Genomic DNA, 24,281 nt, shown 5'->3' with positions numbered 1-24,281 from the left:
GAAGCTTACGGCGCCCAGGACAGGCGCCGCAGGGACTTGCACCGTTCGGTGCAAGAACGACTACTTACTTGAAAGTAGTGATATGCACGATGGCGGCACGCAGCTGCTCATCGGTGCAGTTCATACAGGTGCCCATCGGCGGCATCGCATTCAGACCAGCTTTGGCGCTGGCCAGCAGACCATCGACCCCACCCTTGGCATCCAGGCGCGGCTGCCACAGATTCTTATCGCCGGCCATCGGGCCGATTCCAGTGCCATGGCAAGCCATGCAGTAAGTGTTGTAGGTGGCAACGCCATCATCGGCTTGAGCCGTGGCGGTCATCGCAGCACCGGCCAGGCAGAGCAAGGTCATCAGTTTTTTCATAGTGAGCTTCGATAGTTGAGTTTTTTAGTTGGATAAATCAGGGAGGCCAGCTTACTGAACTGCCTGCTGACGGTGGATGACCCAAATCAATTACTTCGACCTGCCAGGCTGTATATTTTACCCTCTGCCCAACCTTCTCAAATCAAGAACCATAACCAACACCAGAGAGACATTAGCCATGAAGAAATGCCTCACCGCTCTCGCGCTGTCTGCCCTGCTGGGTGTAACCGGCACCGCCCAGGCTCACTCCCACAGCGATCACGGCCACAAGCAGAGCGAAGAAAAAGCCATGGACCACAGCAAGATGGACCACGGCAAAATGAATCCCGGCAAGATGAAGATGTCGGACAAGCCGGTCCCGGCGGTCGGCGTGATCAAGGACATCGACCACAAAGGATACGTTAAGGTCTACCATCAGCCGATCGAAGCCTGGAACATGGGTGCGATGCAGATGAAGTTCAAGCTGGCACCGTCGATCGATGTCCACAGCCTCAAGGTCGGTCAAGAGATCGAGTTTATGACCAAGACTGAAGGCATGGGCAAGTACCTGATCACCGAGATCAAATAAGCCTGCCCAAGAGCTCCTGGCAAACAAAAAGCCCGCAATTGCGGGCTTTTTCGTTTCAGACAGCGGCCCAATCTCGGTTAATCGATCACGATCGGCCCTAATCCGTGCAGATCGGCATAACGCTTCAACCGTCCGTCACGCTTGATCGCCGCGACAAACTGATCGATTCGCGCCAACCATTGCGGCTGACCTTTTGCCACCGCATAGGCGTACTGGAACTTCTCTCCCGCTGCCTGTTTGGGGGTCAACAACCGTGCCCAGTCGAAGTTCTTCAGCATCTTCTGGCCATAGGGATAATCGGTGATAAACACGTCAGCCCGGCCCGACTGTACCTCCGCCTCACGTTCATACGGCTTATCCACCACACTCAACTGGGCATGCTTGAGCCGGCGCCGCATCTCGGCCTCCATATAGGTTCCCCGCTGCACACAGACCACGTGATCGGCTTGATCCATCGCTTCCCAGCTATCGATCGAGCCATGAGTTTTGGTGGTCAAGCCGTACATGCCGCTAGCCAGATAGGGCGCGCTGAAGTCGATCCGCTGCATCCGCGCCTCGGTCCGACCCACACCGAACATCGCGATATCACAGGCATCGGCTTCGATATCATCGATAAAGCGGCCAAAGTGAGTGTTCACATAGCGAAGCTCAACCCCCAGCTCGCGGGCCAGTTCAGCCGACAGGTCGATATCGATACCTTCGAGCCGGCCACTCTTGGGATTGCTATAGGAGATCGCGAAGTAACCGGGCCAGATACAGACCCGTAATTCACCACTGGCCTCGATCCGCTGCAGCCTATCGTCGGCCGGAGCGGCCACCTGAGCCTGGGAAAAACTGCTCCATGTCATTAACAGCAACAACAACCCGCCCAGTGGCTTGGATTGGCGGCACCAATGGTGATAAATTGCGCCCATTCTTAATCCTTGTAACAGATACGGTTTTTTGAAGGCCGCATCATGCATAGGGATATTATTCGAGTCAATTCATCGCGTAAGCGGTCGTCACGTTAGCTCCCTCAGGAGTCCCGCAGCTGAAACCTGTTCGGCTGTGAATACAGGTTGTTGGAACATCAGTGGTCAAGGAACAACGTAGCCAAGGGGTGATCCAGCCCCATTTCGCTGTCACGCTATTTACTCTGTTGATCGCCGGTGGCTGCCTGGCGCTGATGCTGTTTGTGCTGCAGCACGGCGAACAGCGAGCGATTCGCGAGCTCGAAGACCGTACTCAACTGCTGGCCCACACCCTGGAAGGCTCGGCAATCCGAAGCGTGCAGGATGTGATCGGACGCTTGCAGAGTATCGACAAGGTGCTGGAGTTCAACCCGGCGCTGCTGAGTCGAAACTCGGGCGACCTTAGCCAGGTGTTGCGAGATACCCTGTCACTGGCACCCAGCCTGCGTGAAGTGATGATCCACGACCGGGACGGCAACTGGATCGCCTCTTCCAACCAGCGCCCTCCGCAGCAACCGACCAAGGCGGCCCGGTGCGCCGATCAATTGGCTCTGAGTGCGCAGTCGGGCTACCTGATTCAAGCCCCAGCCTCGGGTCGCTATCTGGGCAGTGCGAGCAATGCCAGCAGCCTGCACCATATCCCGATCTGCGTCGACATTCGCTCCTCCCGTGGCATCATCCTGGCGCGGATTACCGCAGCCCTGAATCCGGATTACCTGCGCGAGCTGTTCCGTCCGGCCTACGAGTTTTATCCGGTGACCGTTGAGCTGCTGCACTACAACGGCCAGCTGCTGACCCGGGCCGGATCGGTGCAGATGGACGATGCCCCTCGGTCAACGCAACGCTTGATCAGAGAGCTGTCGAGTCGGGATTTTGGCCTGTTCCACCAAACACTCGGCACAGGGACCGGCAAGCCCGAGCAACAGTTGATCACCAGCTACCGTTCGACCTCGCCGCTGCCACTGGTGGTCACGGTTAATCTCGATCAGCAACAGGGTCTGATGGGCTGGCGTAACGAGCACCAGACCATCATCCTGGTCTTTATCATGCTGATCCTGCTGGTACTGATCGGTGGGACGCTGGTCAATATGGCCCTGCGGCGCAAGCAACGGCTGGAAGCCGAGCTACAGATGCTCACGACCGCCATCAGCAGTGCCGCCAACGCCATCTTTATCACCGACATCAAAGGCCGGATCCAATGGGTCAATCACGCCTTTGAAAAGCTGACCGGCTGGAATGCCGACGAAATTCACGGCAAGACCCCAAGGGTGCTCAGCTCCGGCGAGCATGGGCCGGAGTTCTTCAAGCAGATGTGGCAGTCGATCACCCAGGGTCAGACCTGGCGCAATCATGTGGTTAACCGCACCCGCCGCGGCGACCGGATGGTGATCGAGCAGACGGTCACCCCGATCCACGACCGCCGGGGCCACCTGAGTCAGTTCGTTGCCGTCCACGAGGATGTCACCGCCCGCATCAATGCCGAAAATCGGGTCAAATACCTGGCCCAGCACGACACCCTCACGGGGCTGCCGAACCGACTGACCTTTGTCGACAAACTGGACCACAAGCTCAGCCAAGACAGCCAGCGCAAGCTGATGGTGTTCTTTATCGACCTGGATAACTTCAAGAGCATCAACGATACCCTCGGCCACCAGGCCGGCGACGAGGTCCTGCGGATCTCGGCCCAACGGATGATGCAGGTCCTGCCCGGCGACGCACTGCTGTCGCGCCTGGGGGGAGACGAATTTGCCGTGATGCTGGAGAGCATCAGTCAGAAGGGGCCGCTGCAATCGCTGGTTGAGGAGCTGCTGCAGACCCTTTGTCAACCGATCGAACTGGAGGCCGGCCATTTCACCCTATCGGCCAGCCTCGGCATCACCTGCGGCCTTCCCGGCCAGGACCAAGCTGCCACCTTGCTGAAACAAGCCGACCTGGCGATGTACCGGGCCAAACAGAACGGCCGCAACGGCTTCAGCTTCTTCGACGAGGCGATGGACTACCGGATGCACCGGCATGTGTCCCTGGAGCAGAACCTGCGCGATGCCCTCAACCATGACGACCAGTTCCATCTCTGCTTCCAACCGGTATTTGATTGCCATAGCCTGCAGCCGGTGTCGCTGGAGGTTCTGATCCGCTGGCAGAACAGCCAAGGCGAATGGGTCTCCCCGGCCGAGTTTATCCCCGTTGCCGAAGATTCCGGCTTGATTGTTGAGCTGGGCCGTCGGCAGTTGAACTACCTGTTCCAGCGCTTGGAAAGCTGGAAGGATGGACCGCTCGACGGCCTGCGCATCAGCATCAATATCTCCACCGTACAACTGGCGCGGGACCAGATCGCCGAAAACCTGCTGCGCCGCCTGCGCTGGAGTCATATCCCCACCAACCGATTGACGGTGGAAATCACCGAAACCAGCCTAATGACCGATAACCAGCAGCTACGCGATAACCTGACCATGCTGCATCAACACGGTATTTCATTATCGATCGACGACTTCGGTACCGGCCACTCCTCGCTCAGCTACATCAGCCAGCTCCAGGCTTCCCAGTTGAAGATCGACCGCAGCTTTATCAATGGCATCGGTCAGGGAAGCAGCGATGAAGCGGTGATCCAAGCAACCCTGGCATTGGCTCACCAACTCGGTATCCAGGTGGTGGCCGAAGGGGTCGAGACCGAGCAGCAGCTGGCGTTCCTGCGCCAGCAAGGCACCGATCTACTGCAGGGCTATCTGCTGGCCAAGCCGATGTTCGAGCCGCAGCTGCTCGAGTTTATCGCCGCACAACGCGATATCGAGAACGCCACAATCCGGTTTCAGGCCAACAGCTCCATCGCCGCGCCGCACTGAACGCTGTACCCATCATCCGACGCGGGTGTTGCAAAATTCGGCTGCCGTTATATTCTACGAAGAATCACGAATATCCCGAGAATTGATATGGAATATCGTCTACATGGTCGGGTCTGGATCGAAGGCCCCGAAGGGACTTTTTTGGGTTACGGTCGCGTCGTCCTGCTGGAGCGAATCCGAGAGCACGGCTCGATCCGTGCGGCGGCCCGCTCGATGGAGATGTCCTACCGCCACGCCTGGAAACTGGTCGACTCGATGAACCGTCAGAGCCGAGAGCCGGTAGTAGAAAAAAGCACCGGTGGCCGCGGCGGCGGCGGAGCCAAACTGACCGAATCCGGCCAGCGGGCGGTCGACTGTTTCTGGCAGGCTTATCAGGACTACCGCGACTACCTCAGCAACCGGTCGACCCAGCTGGATCTGTAGATGCGATCACATAGTTTGCCTCGACTGTCGGGACTCTGGTTAATATTGCTACTTCTAAGTTCGGCTAGTCAGGCCGAGACCCTGCGCATCGCAGTGGCCAGCAATTTCAGCGACGCTGTCCGCCCCCTGGCACGGCAGTTTGAAGCCGACAGCGGCCATCGGGTCCAGCTAATTTTTGGCTCCACCGGCAAACACTTCGCTCAGATCGTCAACGGTGCCCCGTTCGATGCCTTCCTGGCGGCCGACCGGCGTCGTCCCGAACTGCTCGAACAGCAGGGTCGAGCCATCGCCGGTAGCCGTTTTACCTACGCCATCGGCCAGTTGGTACTCTGGAGCCCAAACCCGGACGGTGGCGATCTGCAACAGCAGCTCAAGCAAGGTCGCTTCCGCCATCTGGCGATCGCCAACCCGAAACTGGCTCCGTACGGCCGTGCCGCCTGGCAACTACTCGACAAACTGAACTTACAAAGCTCTGTTCGCGGCAAGCTGGTTCGAGGAGAAAATATTGGTCAGACCTTCCACTTCGTCAGCAGCGGTAACGCCGAGCTGGGGCTGGTGGCGCTGTCCCAGATCACCGATCCACAGCAACCCTTACCTGGCCGTCACTGGCTCGTCAACCCATCCCTTTACGAGCCGATCGTGCAGCAGGCGGTTCAGCTCAACCGTAGCCCGGCCATCGACGCCTTTATGAATTTTCTGCGCAGTGACAACGTCACTCAGCTAATCCGCCAGCATGGCTACGCGATTCCGGAGGGCCGCTAGGTAGACTCGATGGATTCAACCGACCTGAGCGCCCTAAGCATCACCCTGCAGCTAGCCGGTCTAACCACCCTGATCCTACTGCTGCTCGGCACCCCACTGGCTTGGTGGCTAGCGCGAACCCAGTGGCGTTATAAATTTCTGCTCGAAGCGGTAATCGCGCTGCCGCTGGTGCTACCGCCGACGGTGCTGGGGTTTTATCTGCTGATCGCTTTGGGTCCCAATGGCCCGATCGGTGGGCTGGCCGAAGCCCTTGGTGGACGTTCTCTGGCATTCAGCTTTACCGGGCTGGTGATCGGCTCGGTGTTCTACTCGATGCCGTTTGTGGTGCAGCCGCTGCAGAATGCCTTCACCGCCATCGGCCCAAGGCCGCTAGAGGTGGCCGCTACACTGCGCGCAGGCCCCTTGGACCGTTTCTTTACCGTAGCTGTGCCATTGGCCCGCTCGGGCTTTCTGACCGCCACGGTGCTGGGTTTTGCCCACACCGTCGGCGAGTTCGGGGTGGTACTGATGATTGGCGGCAATATCCCCGGCGAGACCCAGGTCCTGTCGATCGCGATCTACGATCATGTCGAAGCCCTCGAATACGGCCAGGCCCACTGGCTCTCCGGCGGCTTGCTGGCGATGTCGTTCGCACTGCTGATCCTGGTCTATGCCCTGAATCGCCGCTTCGCGGTGGTCAAACCCTGAGTCGATAAAACTGTGCCGATGAGAGTCCACACCAATGAGTATTGAGGCCCGTTTCCGACTCCAAAAAGACCGTTTCACGCTGGATGTCGATCTGCAGCTGCCTGATCGGGGTGTGACGGCGATCTTCGGCCCCTCCGGTTGCGGCAAGACCACCCTGCTACGACTGATCGCCGGACTGGAGCAGAGCCCTGACGGCCAATTGCGAATCGGCGACCACTGGTGGCAGAAAGACGGTCAAAGCCTGCCGACCCACCGCCGTCCAATCGGATACGTGTTTCAGGAAGCCAGCCTGTTCCCCCATCTGAGCGCCCGCGCCAACCTCGAATACGGCGTTCGCCGGGTCCCCAAGCAGCAGCGCAAAGTATCGCTGGAACAGGCGATTGAGCTGCTGCAGATCGGCGAACTGCTGGAGCGGATGCCCGATCGCCTCTCCGGCGGCGAACGCCAACGGGTCGCCATCGCACGAGCGCTGGCGGCCGGCCCCCAACTGCTGCTGATGGACGAACCGCTGTCGGCGCTGGACCTGAAGCGCAAGCGCGAGATCCTGCCCTATCTGGAACAGCTCCACGATCAATTGCAGATTCCGATCCTGTATGTCACCCACGCCCCCGACGAAGTGGCGCGCCTGGCCGATCACTTGGTACTGCTCGAACAGGGCCGTGTACTGGCCAGCGGCCCGCTGGATCAGACCCTGAGCCGACTCGACCTGCCACTGCGCAAAGACGAAGACGCCGGAGTGGTGATCAAGGCAACGGTGGCCGAGAAGGACAGCCGCTGGCACCTGGCCCGGGCCCAGTTCGACGGCGGCAGCCTGTGGGTCAAAGACAGCGGCCTGCCGCTGGACAAGCCGGTACGACTACGAGTGCTGGCCCGCGATATCAGTCTGGCGCTGGAGCAACACCCGGACCAGAGCATCCAGAATCTGCTGCCGGCCCGAATTGCCGAGATCGTCAGCAACGATCATCCGGCGGTGGCGCTGGTGAGGGCCGAAGTCGGCACCACCTCACTGCTGGCGAGGGTCACCAGCCGGGCGTTGGATAGTTTAGGGCTGAAGGTCGGCAGTTCGGTGTGGTTGCAGATCAAGTCGGTGGCGGTGTTGGAATAATAGGCTGAGAGACTTCAGCTAAGATCTTCACCATCCTGCACTTATATTGCGACGGTAAGCCCCTATTGCGCTCTCCCGAGCGCGTTCATTTCTTTTGCCCGGGCAAAAGAAACCGAACCAAAGAAAAACCGCCCCACTTGCTTGGTCGGCTACACCGACTTCGTTGCGCGTTTCGCCTGCCAATGGCCGCGATTGGAACTCACTCGCTTCGCTCCCTCAAACATCAATCGCTCTATTCCATTGTCAGACTGCAATGCTCACCTGTGCAAAAGGGGTGTTGGAGTTCGACCTGGAACAACAGAGATACGGTTAGTACGGCCTCAACCGCCCTTGACGCAGCCGAGCATTGGCTTCGGAAATGGATCAGTACCGATTACTGTCTGAGGCCTTAGGCCGAGTTCAATCGGTGCCCATTTGCGAAGCCAACGCACAGGGGATCGGCGAAGCCGACAAGTCATTGGGCAAAACAATTTTTGGTCCCTTTTGTTTGTCTACAAAAGGGGCGCGCTTGGGAAAGCGCAACGAGTGACTTCAGCCAACTCAACCAATACAGCATTACCCGAAAAGAGTAGCAGCCACCCTCATCGCGATCCCTCACTTTGATCAATATCCCACCGCACCAATTCGGACATGCATCGCCCACTTGATAATTATTCTGCACTAAGGCGATGCAACAAAAACCTTCCAAACACCAAACAAACCAATAGCAAGCCATTGATACACATGAATAATTGGATTTTTGTGCACTGCAGGCATAACACTTGCTATGAGGAGTTATCCATTGGGATTCCAAACGGGAAGAATAAAAACAACAACCCGGGCGGAGGCCAAGACGATTCCAACCTTAACCTAGCGGGGTACTACCATGGCTTACTTAGAACCGAGTGAATTTGCCACCAAGATGGTTGATTCGGGTGAACAGAAGATATTTATGTCCACTAAGGACACTTATATCCGTGCATTTATGGCAGGAGCCATCCTTGCGCTGGCTGCTTTTTTCGCCATTACAGTGATAACTAAAACGGGTAGCGTGATCTTGGGGGCTTGTTTGTTCCCGGTGGGCTTCATCATGCTTTATCTGATGAAGTTTGACCTGTTAACCGGCGTATTCACTCTGGTTCCACTGGCGGTAATTGATAAGCGTCCGGGTTGTACCATGAATGAACTGTGGCGGAACTGGGGGCTGGTCTTTATCGGCAACCTGTCCGGTGCATTGATGGTGGCATTCTTCGCTTCTTTCATCCTGACCTACGGTTATCAGATCGACGGCGGTGCTGTAGCCGAGAAAGTCAGCGCCATCGGTGAATCCCGAACTCTTGGCTACAAGGAACAGGGCGTGCTGGGTTGGATGACGATCTTTATCCGCGGCATGCTGTGTAACTGGATGGTATCCATGGGTGTTGTGGGTGCCATGATCTCCACTTCCGCGGGTAGCAAGATGGCTGCGATGTGGATGCCTATCATGCTGTTCTTCTACATGGCGTTCGAACACTCCATCGTCAACATGTTCCTGTTCCCATTCTCGATGATCATGGGCGGTGATTTCACCATCATGGAATACATCATCTGGAACGAACTGCCTACTGCACTGGGTAATCTGGTAGGTGGCTTCCTGCTGGTAGGCCTGCCTCTTTACCTGACTCACGTTAAAGAGAGCAAAAGCAAAAAGACCAAAGCTGCAGAAGGTAGCGCGGTAGCGGCTCTGTAAGTTGAGTCTTTATCAAACCAGATAGACCGAGAACCACCGGTGGTCTGAGGAACCTGCGAACAAGGACTTATTTGCAGGTTCCCTAACGACCACCGGTTTTCTATTCAGATCCGATAGATGCCTTGGTGTCCCAGCGATGGGATGGCCGAGCCTGGAAGAACCTGACCGAATGAATACGCAGCTTAAACTCAGTATTGGGCAATACAGCGACAAAGGCGTCAAACCGCTGAATCAGGATTCTTATGGCTCAGTGATTCCCAAGGAGCCTCAGCTGAGCCTAAAAGGTGCTGCGGTGGTTCTGGCTGACGGCATCAGTACCAGCAATGTCAGTCAGGTGGCCAGCGAAACCTCGGTCAAAAGCTTTCTCGACGACTACTTTTGCACCTCTGATGCCTGGTCAGTGTATACCTCCGGTTTGAAGGTATTGGAATCAATCAACGGCTGGTTGTTTTCTCAAACCCAGCGAAGTGAGTTCCGCTACAACAAAGACAAAGGCTATGTCTGCACGCTGAGCGCAGCTATTTTCAAGGCTTCGACCGCTCATCTTTTCCATGTCGGTGATAGTCGTATTTATCGCTTGCGTGGTGAAGGACTTGAGCAGTTGACCAAGGATCACCGCACCTGGATATCGAAAGAGAAGAGCTATCTGAGCCGGGCCATGGGGGTCAATCTCGATGTGGAGGTTGATTACCAGACCGTTGGCCTGAAACAGGGTGATTATTACCTGCTCTGTACCGACGGCGTTTACGAATTTTGTGATGCGGAGGATGTGACATCACTCATCCATGCCAATGAACACGATCTTGATGAGGCCGCAAAGGCATTGGTGCAGCATGCTATCGAAAAGGGCAGTGACGACAACCTGACATTGCAGATTGTCCGGGTCGACAAGTTGTCGGCTACGGAAGGAAGCCCCCTGCAGCAACAGATGGAGAAACTGGTAATACCTCCGTTATTGCAGCCCAGACAAGAGTTTGACGGATTTCTAATTCTCAGGGAAATGCACTCCAACAGCCGCAGTCATGTTTATCTGGCCAAGGATCTTGAAGACAACAGTCAGGTTGTCATCAAAATCCCGTCCGTCGAATTGGGAAACAACCCCGCCTATTTAGAACGCTTTCTGATGGAAGAGTGGGTTGCAAGGCGAATTGACAATGTCCATGTGATGAAAGCGGGCATGCAGAATCGCAAGCGCAACTACCTCTATAGCGTTACTGAGTATATCGAGGGCATTACCCTCAAGCAGTGGTTGATCGACAATCCTAAGCCGGATCTGGAAACCGTTCGAGGCATCATTGAACAGGTGGCAAAAGGACTGCAGGCGATGCACCGGCTTGAAATTCTGCATCAGGATTTGAAGACCGATAACGTCATGATCGACACCAACGGCACGGTGAAAATAATCGATTTTGGTGGCGTAAGAATCGCGGGCATTGTTGAGGCAGAAAACACCCTGGAGCAAGATGAAATGCAGGGCACCGCGCTTTATATGGCCCCCGAATATTTTGTCGGCGAGATGATTTCCAGCCGCTCCGATCAATTCTCTCTGGCGGTGCTTGCCTACCACATGTTGTCCGGTCGATTCCCCTACGATACTCAGGTAGCAAAAGCGAGAACGGTGGCGGCTCAGAAACGCCTCAAATATCGTTCTGTGCTGGACGAAGAGCGTGAAATTCCTGCCTGGGTCGACCAAACACTGCGAAAAGCACTGAATCCGAACCCGTTTAAGCGATACGAGGAGATCAGTGAATTTCTCTATGACTTGAGAAACCCCAATCCGAAGTTTCTGAGAGGACCCCGACCTCCCTTGATGGATCGCAACCCGGTACGGTTCTGGAAAAGTACTTCATTTGTGCTGGCGCTTACCGTCGTCGGATTGCTGGTTTATTTACAGACTAAATGACATTGAAAGAGGACTTATCATGATTAGTAGCCGTGAAGAAGTAACCGCGATGATCCTTGCTCAAAAGGTTGCCAAAGGCATCAAATGGAGCGAGGTGGCAGATGCCATTGGCCTGTCAAATGAGTGGACCACCGCCGCCTGCCTAGGGCAGATGACCTTCGACAAGCGCCAGGCCACCATCGCTGGCGAGCTGTTTGATCTCACCGATGAAGCCGTCGCCTGGCTGCAGATCGTGCCGTACAAGGGTTCGCTGCCCACCGCTGTACCGACCGACCCGCTGATCTACCGCTGGTACGAGGTGGTCAACGTCTACGGCAGCACCATCAAAGAACTGATCCATGAAGAGTTCGGCGACGGCATCATGAGCGCGATCGACTTCTCGATGGATATCCAACGCGAGGAGGATCCCAACGGCGATCGCGTCAACGTGGTGCTGTCGGGTAAGTTCCTGCCCTACAAAAGCTTCTGAGCCCCCTGAACACCTGTCCAGAAACGGCCATGCCGCCCGAATGAGCGGCATGGTTCAGGATACACAGAGGGTCACATCAGGCGGTCGTATTGACCCGAGTACCAATCCGATCGGTGGGCGCGCTCGGGCTTACCTGCTGGGTCTGGACGGTGCTGGCAGCAGGTGCGGCCGACTGGATCAACTGCAGAACCTGCTGACCCTGAACCTTCTGCTGGTCGAGGGCTTTCTTGTAAACGGCGGTGGCAATCTCGTTGCCCAGCCGGATGCTGGTCAAACTCATAACGGTCTCTCTCGCTAGACCCCCATCATACGCCCATCGGCGCTAAAGTGAACGCTTGCTGCCGGGCCACCATCCCCTTACCATCGCCTTCTGCCCCGACCACCGGCCTTACCAGCCCGGGCGGACTCGTGAACTTGGCTCGGACCTGCTATGGACGCCTTTCTCAACAACCTGCAGTTTTCGCTCTCGATCACCGGGCCGATCTTTATCGTCATGACGCTGGGCTGGTTGCTGAACCGGCGTGGGATGATCAACGACAACTTTATCGACATCGGCTCCAAGCTGGTGTTCAACGTCACCCTGCCGGCACTGCTGTTTATCAATATCAGTCGCACCAGCATCGAGCAGACTGCCAACCTGACTCTGCTCGGGGTCGGACTGTTCGGCACCCTGCTGCTTTTTCTACTGTTCGAATTCCTGGTAGCCCGCCGGGTCGAGCCCAGCAGCGAACGCGGCGTGGTGGTTCAGGGCGCATTTCGCTCCAACATGGGCATCATCGGCCTGGCATACTGCTTCAACGCCTACGGTAACGATGGCCTGGTCACCGCCTCGCTCTATCTTGCTCTGGTCACCATCCTGTTCAACATCTTGTCGGTGATCACCCTGAGCCGCTCGCTGAATCGAGATACCGGCTTTCGCAGTACCCTGAAAGGAATCCTCAAAAATCCGCTGATAATCGGAATCGTCATGGCGCTACCGTTGGCCTGGTATCAGGTCGAGCTACCGGCAATGGTGCTGCGCACCGGTGAATACTTCGCCCAGATGACCCTGCCGCTAGCCCTGTTGTGCACCGGCGCCAGCCTCAACTTCAGCGCCCTGCGGCACGACCGTAAAAACGCCATGCTGGCCGCCAGCCTTAAACTGCTAGTAGTCCCGCTGACCCTGACCCTCGGAGGAATCCTGCTCGGTTTACGCGGAATCGAGCTGGGTGTGCTGCTGCTGATGACCTGCTCCCCCACCGCCGCCGCCAGCTACGTGATGGTTCGCGCCATGGGCGGCAACGCCACCCTGGCAGCCAATATCATCGCCATTACCACGCTATGCTCACTGCTGACCACCAGCGCAGGGGTGACGCTGTTGAAGTTGCTCGAGTTGATTTAGATACAGCGGCTGGCCATCTCAAGTCACCAGCCGCATCCATCCAGCCTACTGATGTGCTGGCGTACTGGCCGGATCAATATCCCCAATCCGGTCGGCTTCTTCGTCCAGAATCTCCTGCGGGAACTGGCTCATAAAGCAGCAGCAGATCCCTTCACCGATCATAGTGCGCGGTCCCAGCGGGTGGGCGATATGCTTGTAGATACCGTGGGAGTGGCCATGATCGTGGGAATGGTCATGTGAATGGCCGTGCGAATGGTCATGGCTAGGATCACCGTGGTGGTGATGGCCGTGGTGATGGGTATGGCTGTGGCCCTTGCCGTGACTGTCCTCGTGGGAGTGGGTGTGCTCGTGGTTGTCACCGTCGGGCTGGTACTCGGCATGGTGGTGGTGAATATCCACTTCACCAGCGGCTAAACGGCGCTGGAAGGACTGCATCAGGTTTTCGTCCCCATTAACCTCACCGCCCATGATTTCACGAACCCGGTTCTCGAACGCATCGATCACCTTGGGGTGGTCATTCAGGTAGTCGGCCTTGATAAATTCAACTCCGGGATTTTCAGCCGCCACCTTGTCGACGTAGCCGTAGATCCGCTTGATTAGGCGGCCGGTAAACAGGAAGTAAGGCGCCACCACGACACGCTTGTAACCTAGCTTCAGCAGCTTCTCCAGACCGATCCCCACCGACGGGTAGGTGACGCCGGAGTAAACGGTGTCGGCCCAGCCGAAGCCCATATTTTCATTGACGATGCGGGTCAGCTTGGCAGCTTCAGCGTTGGCCTCGGTATCGGAGGTACCACGACCGACTACCACCAGCAGAGTATCGTAGAGGGACTCGGGGGGATTCTCCGGATCCAACCCCAGTGCCTCGTAGATGCGGCTCTGGAAGGCGTCGATCATCGCCGGCTGCAGTCCCAGCTCCTCACCGTACTGCACCTCGACCTGGCGGCCGTGTTCGCGACAGCTCTCACCGAAGGTGGTCAGGACCGATGGAATATCGTTCTTGGCATGGGTGGCAGCAAACAGCATCCCAGGCACCGCCAGGATCTCTTCGACCCCCTGGTCGATCAGGGCGTTGAGTCCCATATGGATGTTCGGGGCCGAAAACTCCAAAAAACCGTATTCGACCGGCAGCTCCGGGAAGCGTTGCTTCAGCCCGGCCGCTACCCGGCCGAACTCGCGTTCTGCATCCTTGTCACGGCTGCCATGTCCGCACACCATAATACCTTGCTTAGGCACTGTTCTTTCTCCAGTAATCTCGGCCGATTCGGTTCGGCCAAACAATCTATTTTATCCTATCCGCCCCCGAAGAAGCGGTCGTAATTTATTCTTAAAACGGGCGGATCCGCTGTATCCGTACTTTTACGATCAACGACTCAGGTCGCTTGCTCCTGACGCTGATCCAACTCCAGCAGCAGGTCTTGTAGCTTGTCAGCCTGCTCGCCGGGCTCGGACCAGAGCCCACGCTGGGTCGCTTCCAGCAGCCGCTCGGCGATTTCTTCCAGCGCGTCCGGATTATGTTGCTCCAGAAACTGCCGATTCTCGGGCTCGAACAACAGCGTCTCGCTGACCTGCTGATATTGGTAATCGTCAATCAGCTCGGTGGTGGCGTCGTAGGCGAACAGGTAGTCGACGCTGGCGCTCATCTCGAATGCGCCCTTGTAACCGTGTTCGCGCATCGCGGTGAGCCACTTCGGGTTCAGCAGCCGTGAGCGGATCACCCGGTTCAACTCCTCCTTCAAGGTCCGAATCTTCGGCTGCATCGGGTTGGCGTGGTCGCCGTGGTAGATCTGCGGCGCTTTGCCGGCGAACTGTTCCACCGCATTGCTCATGCCGCCCTGGAACTGGTAGTAATCGTCCGAATCGAGCAGATCGTGCTCGCGGTTGTCCTGGTTCTGGATCACCACCTCGAGCTGCGACAACCGGTGCTGGAACGCTTGTGGCGCCTCCACGCCGTCGCTCAGACTGCCGTCAGAAGGCGCAGTTCCCGCCTGTGCGAAGGCTTGATGATCGCCGTAGGCGTAGCCGCCCCAGTTCAGGTAGGCCTCGGCCAGATCCGAGCGCTGCTCCCAGCAACGCTCGTCGATCAACCCCTGTAGCCCGGCGCCATAAGCCCCCGGCTTGCTACCAAAGACCCGGTAGCTGGCCTGGCGCGCGGCCTCAGCGGGATCTAACCCCTCAGTCTGCAGCTGCGCCTGGCGCTGTTCGATATGGGCCCGGATCCGGTTACCGTCGCCCGGCTCGTCGAGCTCGGCCAGTTTACGCACCGTCGCATCGAACAGCCGCATCACGTTGGGAAAGGCATCGCGGAAAAATCCGGAGACCCTCAGCGTCACATCCACCCGCGGCCGCCCCAACTGCTGGCAGCTGATCAATTCGAAATCGACCACCCGGTTCGAACCCGGCGCCCAGATCGGTCGCACCCCCATCAATGCGAACGCCTGGGCGATATCGTCGCCGCCGGTTCGCATGGTCGCGGTGCCCCAGACCGACAACCCCAGTTGGGTTGGATAGTCACCGTGCTCCTGCAAGTGCCGCTCGATCAGCGCCTGAGCCGAACGCTGACCGATCGCCCAGGCCGCCGGAGACGGGATTGAGCGGTTGTCGACCGAGTAGAAATTACGCCCGGTGGGCAGGGTATCGAGCCGACCCCGGGTCGGCGCGCCGCTCGGGCCCGGGTCGACAAAGCGACCCTCCAAGCCATCCAGCAAAGCGCCGATCTCCTGCTCGGCGCTGAGGTTCAACGCCCGCATCAGGGTGGCACGGGCATAATCGAGCTGGGCTCGGGTTCGGGGCAGTCCGGCAAGCTCCGTGAACGGCTCTGAATCCGAATCTGATAGCAGGTACTGCTCGATCAGCTGCTGCGCCAACAGCTCCAGGCGCTCGCGGGTATCGGCTTCGCTGCGCCAATGGCTATCGCAGACCTGTTGCAGCACCTCCGGCCGTTCGCCCTGCCAGGGCTGAACCGAGGCCTCCAGCGGCTCGAAAGGTTCGCCATCCTGCTGCAGCGCCAGATCCAGCGCCAGGTTGTGCAGGATTCCTTGGGCCTCGGCACCGTCACCGCGCGGCAAGCGCAGCAGCGCCACCAGGGTCTCGGCCAGTTTCTGCGGCCTGGGCAGCTCGCCCAGAATATGCAGACCGTGGCGGATCTGCGCCTCCTTGATATCGCACAGGTAGGCGTCGAGTTCGTTCAGCAACGCCTCGTCATCGTCGCCCGCCTCGCTGGCCAGCTCCTGATCCAGGTGGGTCTTGCGCACCTGCTCGATGATCTGCTGGCGCAACCAGCCCTGGCGCTGATCATCCATCCCCATGGCCTGGTAATACTCATCCACCAAGCCTTCCAGCTCAGCTAGTTCAGCGTAGGTTTCGGCCCGACTCATCGGCGGCATCAGGTGATCTATCACCACCGCCTGGGTGCGGCGCTTGGCCTGTGCCCCCTCACCCGGGTCGTTAACGATAAAGGGGTAGAAATGGGGCATCGGCCCGAGGGCGATATCGGGCCAGCATTCGGCCGACAGCGCCGAACCCTTGCCCGGCAGCCACTCCAGATTACCGTGCTTGCCCACATGCACCACCGCATCGACCCCGTAGCAGTGGCGCAACCAGAAATAGAACGCCAGGTAGCTGTGGGGCGGAATCAGGTCCGGATCGTGGTAATTGGCCGCCAGATCTAGATTGAAGCCCCGCGCCGGTTGAATCCCGATAAAGGTCTCTCCGAGCCTTATGCCGGCCAGCATCAGCCGGCCGTTGCGGCACTTGGGATCCATCTCCGGGCCACCCCAGCGCTGCAGCACCGCCTGTTGGCAGGCGTCGGGCAGCTCGGCAAAGGCCCGCTGGTAGTCCTCCAGCGCGATCGATTGCCAACAGTGGCGTTGATGCAGGGTATTGGGATTGTTGGTCACCGCCCCCAACAACTCTCGAATCAGACTATCCCCATCCTCCGGTAGCCCCGCCTCGTCGCCAAGCGGATAGCCGGCCCGATGCAGCGCCCGCAGGATATTCACCGTCGAGGCCGGGGTATCGAGCCCGACGCCGTTGCCGATTCGACCGTCTTTGGTCGGGTAGTTGGCCAGGATCAGCGCGATCCGCTTGTCTGGGTTGGGTTTGCTCGCCAAGCCGCAGTGAGCCAACGCCAGCCGGGCGACAAAATCGGCCCGCTCCGGGTGCAGCGCATAGCGCACCACCGACAGCTGCCCCCGCAGATCGAAGTGGCTCTCGGATTTAAAGCTCAGGGCCCGGGTATGGATCCGCCCGTCCATCTCCGGCAACACCACCTGCATGGCGATATCGCGGCTGCGCAGGCCCTGCTTGTGGTCGAGCCAGTCCTGCTCGGTACTGCTCGATAGCACCAGCTGCAACACCGGCAGCGGCTGCTCGAACGGTGACTCAAAGCGGGTCGGTTGCGAGCTCAGCTCCGGACTGGCGACGGTATTGGAGGCAAAGCCGGTGCTGTTGATGATCAGCTTGGCACCGCTGCGCTCGATCAGCCGGTTCACCAGTAGCAAGGATTCGGCATCCTTCAGTGACGCGATCGCCACCGGCAACGGGCAAAGACCGGCCTGCTCCAGCGCCGCGATCAAGCCATCAAACATCGCCGTGTTATCGCTCTGCAGATGGGAGCGGTAAAACAGCAGCGCGACGATCGGTCTCTCGTCAGCCATCGATAGCTGATCCCGATAGGCCTGCCATTCGGCGAAGCTGGCTTGTCCGGCGGAACACGGCAGGTAGAGCAAACAGTGGGGCAACGGTCGCGGTTCGCGCCAGTTCAGCGCTAACCCGAAGTACTCGGCGGCAATATAGTTCAGCAGCTCGCGGCTGTTATCGACGCCGCCCTCACGCAGGTAGCGCCAGACCCGATGGCAGTCGGGCTCGGCAACACTGGAGGCCTCGAACAATTCCGGATCGACCGCATCGTCACCCGGCACGATCACCAGGGTTCGTGACGGATCAGCCTCGGCCCAGGCCTGCAGCCGTTCAAAGCCATAACGCCAGTAACTGGCCCCGCCAAGCAGTGACACCACCACCACCCGGGCCTGCTCGAGCACCTTGTGCTCGTAGAGGTCGTAGGCCGCCGGTTTGAGCAACTGTACCCAGTTGGCCAGTCGAACCTGTGGCAACGATCCGCCCTCTGGCGCAACGAAACGCTCCAGCGCACCGGACAGCGCCGCCAACGCACTGTCGGCGGCGGCTAGAATCACGACCTCGGCCGGGTCCTGATCCAGGTCGATAATGCCCTCATCGTCGACGAAACCGCCCGGTTGTGCTGCCAGTAGATGCATCTTGCTACGCCAAACTCGAGGTTAAGCCAACGCGGTTTCTAAGGCGTTGCGAATGGTGGCTTCGTCAATCCCTTTGCCGATAAACACCAGCTGGGTGCGGCGATCTTCGTCGGCGTTCCAGGGACGATCGAAATAGACATCCAGCCGCTTACCGACCGCCTGCAGTACCTGACGCATCGGTTTACCCGGAAGCGCGGCAAAACCCTTGGCCCGGAAGATATTGAATTCGTTGATCAGGCCGCCGAGCACCTGCTGCAGTTTGGCGCTATCGACCTCACCCAAGCCAATCACAAACGAATCGAAGTGATCGTGGGCATGGTCATGATCGTGGCCGTGGTCATGGTGATGGTCGTGGTGATTATGGACCGATTCGATCCGTTCTTCGGCGGCCGCATCCAGCCCCATCAACAGATCCAGATCCGCTTCACCATGGCTGATATAGGTGGTCTTAACCGCCGCCGGCACCCGCTGAGTGACGACCGCTTCCACTTGCTCGCGCTCGGCGGCTTCGAGAAGATCGTTCTTGCTGACCACCACCAGATCAGCGGCACTAAGCTGATCTTCCAACAGCTCCTGCAGGCTCGGATCATGGTCGAGGCTGTCGTCGGCCAGGCGCTGCGCCTGGACCTTGTCGGTGTCGTGGGCAAAGCGACCGGCAGCCACGGCCGGACCGTCGATCACGGTGATCACCGCATCGACGGTGCAGTATTCCTTGATCCCCGGCCAGTTGAACGCCTGTACCAGCGGCTTGGGCAACGCCAGACCACTGGTCTCGATCAGGATATGGTCGATATCGTCGCGACGCTCGACCAGCTGCTCCATCACCGGCAGGAACTCCTCCTCCACGGTGCAACAGATACAGCCATTGGCCAGCTCGTAGATGCCGCTATCATCCTCCGCTTTGGCGATGTCGCAACCTTCAGGAGCCTCGTCTTCAGGCGGCTCTTCACATTCTAGCGGGCAACTACGCAGCAGGTCGGCATCGATATCCAGTTCGCCAAATTCATTCACGATTACCGCAATTCGCTTGCCTTGGGCCTGCTTCAGCACGTTGGACAGCAGCGTGGTCTTACCGCTGCCGAGAAAGCCGGTAACCACGGTGGTGGGGATCTTATTCAGTTGCATCAGTGTGTCTCTATTTATGGCTGAGTCGGGCCTCCTGCCCGCTTCAGCTGTCGCCCCGTCAAGTCTGCGCAATTGTGCGAAATTGCTTGATTGACCAGGGCTCGCATTGGCCGGTGGCCAATGTTGGCGCATCCCTGCGCCAAACGTTCAGCTCACCGATAAATTTCTCTTACTGCCGCTCTTTATTCGTGCTAATCGCGCTTCACCGAGCGAGGCGTCTCGGGTTTGACCCGGGGCCGGTAGATATGGGGTTGGTCCTTGGCGTACAGGTAAGACTCGTTGAAGTCGTCGCAGTCGAGCACCGGACCGACCAGAATCAGCGCGGTGCGGGTAAAGCCCTTGTCGCGCACCTGGGCGACGATATCCTTCAGCGTGCCAGTCACTTTGTCCTGATCGGGCCAGGAGGTGCGGTAACAGACCGCCACCGGGCAATCTTCGCCATAGTGGGGAATCAGCTCCTCGACGATCTTGTGGATCCGGGTCACCCCCAGGTGGATCGCCAGGGTGGCACCGCTCTGGGCCAGCTGCGGTAGGCGCTCACGCTCCGGGAACGGGGTCTTACCCTCGTAGCGGGTCATGATCACCGTCTGGGATACGCCGGACAGGGTCAGCTCTTTCTTCAGGTAGGCCGCCGATGCCGCCACCGCGCTGACCCCGGGGATCACCTCGTAATCGATCCCGGCCTGTTGTAGCCGACGGATCTGCTCGCCGATCGCACCGTACAGCGACGGGTCGCCGCACTGCAGCCGAGCCACGTCCTGGCCGTTGCGCTGTGCCTCAAGGATCAGCGCCATGATCTGTTCCAGATCCAGCGACGCGGTGTCGATGATCTGCTCCGCCTTGCCCTCGACCGATTCGAGCACCTCGCGCGGAATCAACGAACCGGCGTACAGCACCACCGGGCACTGCTGCAGAATCCGATGGCCCTTGAGGGTCATCAGTTCCGGATCGCCGGGACCGGCACCGATAAAATAAACCGTCATCGTTCGGTCTCCCGTTGGCTCAACTGTTGTTTCAAAAAATGCTTCAAGGCTTCCATCACAGCTTCTTGCGGTAGCCGCGTGGGGTGTAAACCCACTCGCGGGAACCGTTGACGATACGACGCGACTCGCTGTTGCCGACACTGACCAGGGTGAACATATCCACATCCTTGGCGTCGAGTTGGTCGAGCCGGATGATCCGGATCGACTCGTCTTCGCGGGTCAGTTGGCGACCCAGCAGCACTGGGGTTTCGGCCGGACGGTACTGCAGCAGGATGTCGCGGGCGCTGTTGAGCTGCCAGTCGCGTTTTTTCGACACCGGGTTGTAGAACGACACCACGAAGTCACCGCTGCCGGCACTGTGGATCCTCTTCTCGATGGTCTGCCACGGGGTCAGCAGATCCGACAGCGAGATGGTGCAGAAGTCGTGTCCCAGCAGCGCGCCGACCCGGCTGGCACCGGCCTGCATCGCCGAAATCCCCGGAATCACCTCAACCTCCACATCGAGCCATTCCGGCTGATCTTCCTGTCCCTGCAGCTGGCGATCGAGCAGCTCGAACACCAGCGTCGCCATGGCATAGATACCGATATCGCCGCTGGAAACCAGCGCGGTGGTTTTACCGGACGCGGCCAGATCCAACGCCAACCGGGCGCGGTTGATCTCCTCACCCAGCGGCAGGTCGTGATGGGTCTTGCCATCGCAAACATCGCCGAGCAGCTCCAGATAGAGGCCGTAGGCGACCAGATCGGTACTGGCTTCAACCGCCGCCCGCGCCCGCGGCGCGACCAGATCGGCGGCACCAGGACCGGTACCGACTACAAAAAGCTTGGTCATAAAGATTACTTAATCCTATTGCGTGAATTCATAACTCGCCCTCAGCCTCGATAGGCCCGGGCGATGGCGCAGGTGGCCTGCGGGTTTTTCTGCTTGTTGAGCACCAGCTCGACTGGTTCGGCCGGATCGGTACGCAGCTGCTGCGCTCCAACCAGCGCCGCCGATTCGGCCACGCCGTAAACCCCGACGGTCTTGAATACATACTCCGAGCGGGTGCTGAGCTGGTCCTCGACCTGACTCAGCGCCGCTTTGTCCCAGGTCCGGTAGCTCAACCCGAGCTTGTCGGCCAACCGGATCAATCCGACTTCGTCGGCCTTGATATCGATGCTGTGGAGGCTGTCGATCTGGCTCAACTCCAGTCCGGCCAACGCCAGACAGTCGAACAGCAGCGACTCCAACGCCTCCAGCGGGCAGTTGCGCTCGCAGCCCATCCCGATGGTATAGCCCGGTTGCTGATAGCGGCGGGCACTGGTGATCACCGGCTTGGCGCCGATTCGGGCTGCCAGCTCGGCGGCCCAATCGTTGGCGCCGCCCTCGTGACCGGACAGCAGCGCGATCACATGCCGCCCTTGCTCGTCCATCACCAGCACCGGCGGGTCCTGCTTCTTATCGGTCAGCACCGGTGCCAGGGTACGAATCACGATCCCGGTGGCGCAGATAAAAATCAGTCGGCGGCCTTCGCTAAAAGCCTGCTGCACCCTGTCAGAGAACGGCTTGGGGCGGTACCAAAGTTCGGCCCCCAACAGCTGGTTTTGAAGCTGCTGGCCCAACGCCTTACCCGGCTCGGTCAACGCGACAATAACGATTCCCTGACGACTGGCTGGGCTCATCAATTCAGCTCCTTGCTCGACGGAGCCACCAACCCTTGGTCGATCCCGCCGAGCACCACGAACAACGAGAAGTAGGGGCCGGCTTCGTCAGCCAGCTGACGCACATCATCAACCTGTTGCTGTTGCTCGCGGCCGATATATTCCAGATAGCGAGCATCATCGAGCCGTCCGGATTGTGCCAACAGTTGCAGGATTCGTGGCCGTGCCTGGCCGGCTTTCATGATCACCACCGCATCGTGATCGCGCAGTGCCTGCAGAATCTGCTCATCGGAATGGCGACCGCTGACCACCGCAAAGGATTGACGCTGGGTCAGCAGCGGTTGCTGCAATACCGAGGCAGCGGCGTTGACCGATGAAATTCCCGGCACCACCTGGGAGCGCAGCTCGTCTCCAAGCAGCTGCCGCAGCCGATCCAGCAGATAGCTGAATGAGCCGAAGAACAGCGGGTCTCCCTCGCACAGGAACACCACATCCCGTCCAGCAGACAATTCGGCGGCGATCCGCTCGGCGCCCCGGTCGTAAGCCCGATTTATCTCTCTGCGTTCGGTCTGCATCGACACCGCAATCGGCAATTGAATCTGCAACGGACCGGCCTCGGCCACCGCATCGGCAGCGATCGTCAATGCCTGGGAACTCCCCTGCTCGTTGGTCAGGTAGCTCAGCACCGCCGCGCCGCGGATCAAGCGCCAGGCTTTGACCGTCAGCAGCTCCGGATCACCGGGGCCGACACCGACGCCGTACAGACAACCCGGCTTCTTATCGGGAGCCATGCTCGCCTCCGGCCGTTTTCTGAAACCGGAACAGCACCACCGGCAGATTCGGTTTAAAACACAGCTGACCGGCCAGGGATTCACCCCGAGCCACCCCCAGCTGCACCGATTCCTGGGTCACCCGATCTCCAAACTGAGCTGTCATCTTCTGGCTGAACTGGCTCAGAATCGCCCGGGTCGGCTCGGTCACCGCGCTGGCCACCAGCACACCACCCTCCGGCAAGCGCTGCCACAGTTGATCCAGTAGCGGTGCCAGTTCGCCATCGCTGCCGCCGACGAACACCTTGTCCGGCACGGCCAGCTCTTCGAGGGCCTCGGGGGCCCTGCCTTCGATAATCTCCAAGTTGGCCACCACGCCGAACCGCTCACGGTTTTGGCGCAGGCAATCGAGTCGTTGCGGATGCTGCTCGATCGCCACCACCTCGGCCTCAGGCTGCCAGTAGGCCAGTTCCACCGCGACACCGCCGCAGCCGGCACCGATATCCCAGACCCGCTCGCCCTTGGCCAGTTGCAGCAGCGACAGAATACTCAGGCGCACTTCACGCTTGCTGATCATCCCCTTGCCCGGCTCGTCGCCGTCGGTGATGAAATGATGATCGGCAATCCCCGGGAAACGGGGCAGCCAGCCGTCGCCGGCCGGTTCGATCAGGGTCAGGTGCAGCGGATCGAAGCCGTAGTCCCCATCGATCAGCTGTTCCACGCTGAACGAGCGCACCTGCTCCTGCGGGTACCCCAACGCCTCGACGACGGTCAAGCGGCTCTGGTCGAAACCGCAATCGCGACAGATCCGCGCCAGCGCCCAGGGCGTACTGTGCTTGTCGGTCAGAATCAGCAGTGGCTGATTGGGGCGCAGCCGGGTGCGCAGCTTCTGCACCGGTCGGCCGTGCAGGCTCAGCACTTCGATATCCTGTTGCGACAGTCCCAGGCGGTGACAGGCGCCCTGGATCGATGAGGTGCCCGGGTAGCTGGTGACCCGATCGGCCGGAAAGCTGTTATGGCACCAACGGCCGATGCCGTAATAGAGCGGATCACCGGAAGCCAGAATCGCCACACGGCGGTACTCACCGCTGTGCAGAATCTTTTTCAGTACCGGGATCCCCTTGAAATCATGAACCTGCTGTTTGGATAGCGGCTCGCGGTGGGCCGCCACCGTCTGCAACTGTCTCGGTGACCCCACCACCAGATCGGCCTGCTGCAGCGCCTCGATCGCATCCGGCGCCAGTTGCGCCGTTTCATCGATGCCCAGTCCGATTACATGCAGCTGTGGCAACTCGTTCATCGTCATATCCGTTTCTTTGCTCTCGT

At 59.1% G+C, this 24,281-nt stretch carries 21 protein-coding genes; 10 read left to right on the top strand and 11 right to left on the bottom strand.

Going from position 1 to position 24,281, the window contains the following annotated elements; genetic code table 11:
• Positions 1-64: 64 nt before the first annotated feature.
• Positions 65-364, bottom strand: a complete 300-nt coding sequence (locus DV711_RS16575) for a c-type cytochrome (protein WP_114696854.1) — start codon at positions 362-364, stop codon at positions 65-67.
• Between the two features lie 178 nt (positions 365-542).
• On the opposite strand from DV711_RS16575, the gene DV711_RS16570 reads away from it, so the two are divergent.
• Positions 543-932, top strand: coding sequence for a copper-binding protein (locus DV711_RS16570; RefSeq protein WP_114696853.1), 390 nt, complete (start codon positions 543-545; stop codon positions 930-932).
• Positions 933-1,009: 77 nt separating this feature from the next.
• Here the strand turns inward: DV711_RS16570 and DV711_RS16565 are convergent, their stop codons facing one another.
• Positions 1,010-1,846, bottom strand: a complete 837-nt coding sequence (locus DV711_RS16565; RefSeq protein WP_207802672.1) for a substrate-binding periplasmic protein — start codon at positions 1,844-1,846, stop codon at positions 1,010-1,012.
• A gap of 158 nt (positions 1,847-2,004) precedes the next feature.
• On the opposite strand from DV711_RS16565, the gene DV711_RS16560 reads away from it, so the two are divergent.
• The 8 genes from DV711_RS16560 (at position 2,005) to cynS (ending at position 11,779) form a co-directional block, all read left to right on the top strand.
• Positions 2,005-4,722 carry a bifunctional diguanylate cyclase/phosphodiesterase gene (locus DV711_RS16560; RefSeq protein WP_114696852.1) on the top strand — a complete coding sequence of 906 codons (2,718 nt, stop codon included), beginning with the start codon at positions 2,005-2,007 and terminating at the stop codon, positions 4,720-4,722.
• Between the two features lie 87 nt (positions 4,723-4,809).
• Positions 4,810-5,145 (top strand): winged helix-turn-helix domain-containing protein, encoded by a 336-nt coding sequence (locus tag DV711_RS16555; RefSeq protein ID WP_114696851.1) that lies wholly within the window; start codon positions 4,810-4,812, stop codon positions 5,143-5,145.
• Positions 5,146-5,907 carry a molybdate ABC transporter substrate-binding protein gene (modA, locus tag DV711_RS16550; RefSeq protein WP_114696850.1) on the top strand — a complete coding sequence of 254 codons (762 nt, stop codon included), beginning with the start codon at positions 5,146-5,148 and terminating at the stop codon, positions 5,905-5,907.
• A 9-nt stretch (positions 5,908-5,916) separates the two neighbouring features.
• The gene (gene modB / locus DV711_RS16545) at positions 5,917-6,594 is read left to right on the top strand and encodes a molybdate ABC transporter permease subunit (protein WP_114696849.1); all 678 of its coding nucleotides are present in this window, start codon (positions 5,917-5,919) and stop codon (positions 6,592-6,594) included.
• 34 nt (positions 6,595-6,628) lie between these two features.
• Positions 6,629-7,699 carry a molybdenum ABC transporter ATP-binding protein gene (gene modC / locus DV711_RS16540; protein WP_114696848.1) on the top strand — a complete coding sequence of 357 codons (1,071 nt, stop codon included), beginning with the start codon at positions 6,629-6,631 and terminating at the stop codon, positions 7,697-7,699.
• Between the two features lie 865 nt (positions 7,700-8,564).
• The gene (locus tag DV711_RS16535; RefSeq protein WP_114696847.1) at positions 8,565-9,407 is read left to right on the top strand and encodes a formate/nitrite transporter family protein; all 843 of its coding nucleotides are present in this window, start codon (positions 8,565-8,567) and stop codon (positions 9,405-9,407) included.
• Between the two features lie 169 nt (positions 9,408-9,576).
• Positions 9,577-11,310 (top strand): bifunctional protein-serine/threonine kinase/phosphatase, encoded by a 1,734-nt coding sequence (locus tag DV711_RS16530; protein WP_114696846.1) that lies wholly within the window; start codon positions 9,577-9,579, stop codon positions 11,308-11,310.
• A 19-nt stretch (positions 11,311-11,329) separates the two neighbouring features.
• A complete protein-coding gene (gene cynS / locus DV711_RS16525; RefSeq protein ID WP_114696845.1) occupies positions 11,330-11,779 on the top strand; it encodes a cyanase in 450 nt (149 codons plus the stop codon).
• 76 nt (positions 11,780-11,855) lie between these two features.
• Here the strand turns inward: cynS and DV711_RS16520 are convergent, their stop codons facing one another.
• On the bottom strand, positions 11,856-12,059 hold the full coding sequence (locus DV711_RS16520) for a putative motility protein (protein ID WP_114696844.1): 204 nt from the start codon (positions 12,057-12,059) through the stop codon (positions 11,856-11,858).
• 150 nt (positions 12,060-12,209) lie between these two features.
• On the opposite strand from DV711_RS16520, the gene DV711_RS16515 reads away from it, so the two are divergent.
• Complete coding sequence (locus DV711_RS16515; protein WP_114696843.1) at positions 12,210-13,160, top strand: AEC family transporter; 951 nt, start codon at positions 12,210-12,212, stop codon at positions 13,158-13,160.
• Positions 13,161-13,205: 45 nt separating this feature from the next.
• Here DV711_RS16515 and DV711_RS16510 read toward each other — a convergent pair whose 3' ends face one another.
• The 8 genes from DV711_RS16510 to cbiE all read right to left on the bottom strand — a co-directional run bounded on the left by DV711_RS16510 (position 13,206) and on the right by cbiE (position 24,255).
• Entirely contained in the window at positions 13,206-14,378 is a 1,173-nt protein-coding gene (locus DV711_RS16510) for a sirohydrochlorin chelatase (RefSeq protein WP_114696842.1), read from the bottom strand.
• A gap of 155 nt (positions 14,379-14,533) precedes the next feature.
• Positions 14,534-18,436 (bottom strand): cobaltochelatase subunit CobN, encoded by a 3,903-nt coding sequence (gene cobN / locus DV711_RS16505; RefSeq protein ID WP_114696841.1) that lies wholly within the window; start codon positions 18,434-18,436, stop codon positions 14,534-14,536.
• A gap of 21 nt (positions 18,437-18,457) precedes the next feature.
• Positions 18,458-19,561, bottom strand: coding sequence for a cobalamin biosynthesis protein CobW (gene cobW / locus DV711_RS16500; RefSeq protein ID WP_114696840.1), 1,104 nt, complete (start codon positions 19,559-19,561; stop codon positions 18,458-18,460).
• A gap of 191 nt (positions 19,562-19,752) precedes the next feature.
• The gene (gene cobM / locus DV711_RS16495) at positions 19,753-20,544 is read right to left on the bottom strand and encodes a precorrin-4 C(11)-methyltransferase (RefSeq protein ID WP_114696839.1); all 792 of its coding nucleotides are present in this window, start codon (positions 20,542-20,544) and stop codon (positions 19,753-19,755) included.
• Positions 20,545-20,599: 55 nt separating this feature from the next.
• Entirely contained in the window at positions 20,600-21,376 is a 777-nt protein-coding gene (gene cobJ, locus DV711_RS16490) for a precorrin-3B C(17)-methyltransferase (RefSeq protein WP_114696838.1), read from the bottom strand.
• 41 nt (positions 21,377-21,417) lie between these two features.
• Positions 21,418-22,206, bottom strand: a complete 789-nt coding sequence (locus tag DV711_RS16485; RefSeq protein ID WP_114696837.1) for a cobalamin biosynthesis protein — start codon at positions 22,204-22,206, stop codon at positions 21,418-21,420.
• A complete protein-coding gene (cobI, locus tag DV711_RS16480) occupies positions 22,206-22,976 on the bottom strand; it encodes a precorrin-2 C(20)-methyltransferase (RefSeq protein ID WP_114696836.1) in 771 nt (256 codons plus the stop codon). Before cobI ends, DV711_RS16485 begins: the two co-directional genes overlap by 1 nt.
• On the bottom strand, positions 22,963-24,255 hold the full coding sequence (gene cbiE / locus DV711_RS16475) for a precorrin-6y C5,15-methyltransferase (decarboxylating) subunit CbiE (RefSeq protein WP_114697109.1): 1,293 nt from the start codon (positions 24,253-24,255) through the stop codon (positions 22,963-22,965). Before cbiE ends, cobI begins: the two co-directional genes overlap by 14 nt.
• Between the last annotated feature and the right edge of the window lie 26 nt (positions 24,256-24,281).

The sequence above is a fragment of the Motiliproteus coralliicola genome (genome assembly GCF_003345655.1).
GTDB lineage: Bacteria > Pseudomonadota > Gammaproteobacteria > Pseudomonadales > Balneatricaceae > Motiliproteus > Motiliproteus coralliicola.
Note: the sequence above shows the minus strand (reverse complement) of the source record. Positions and strands in the feature narration are given on the sequence as shown.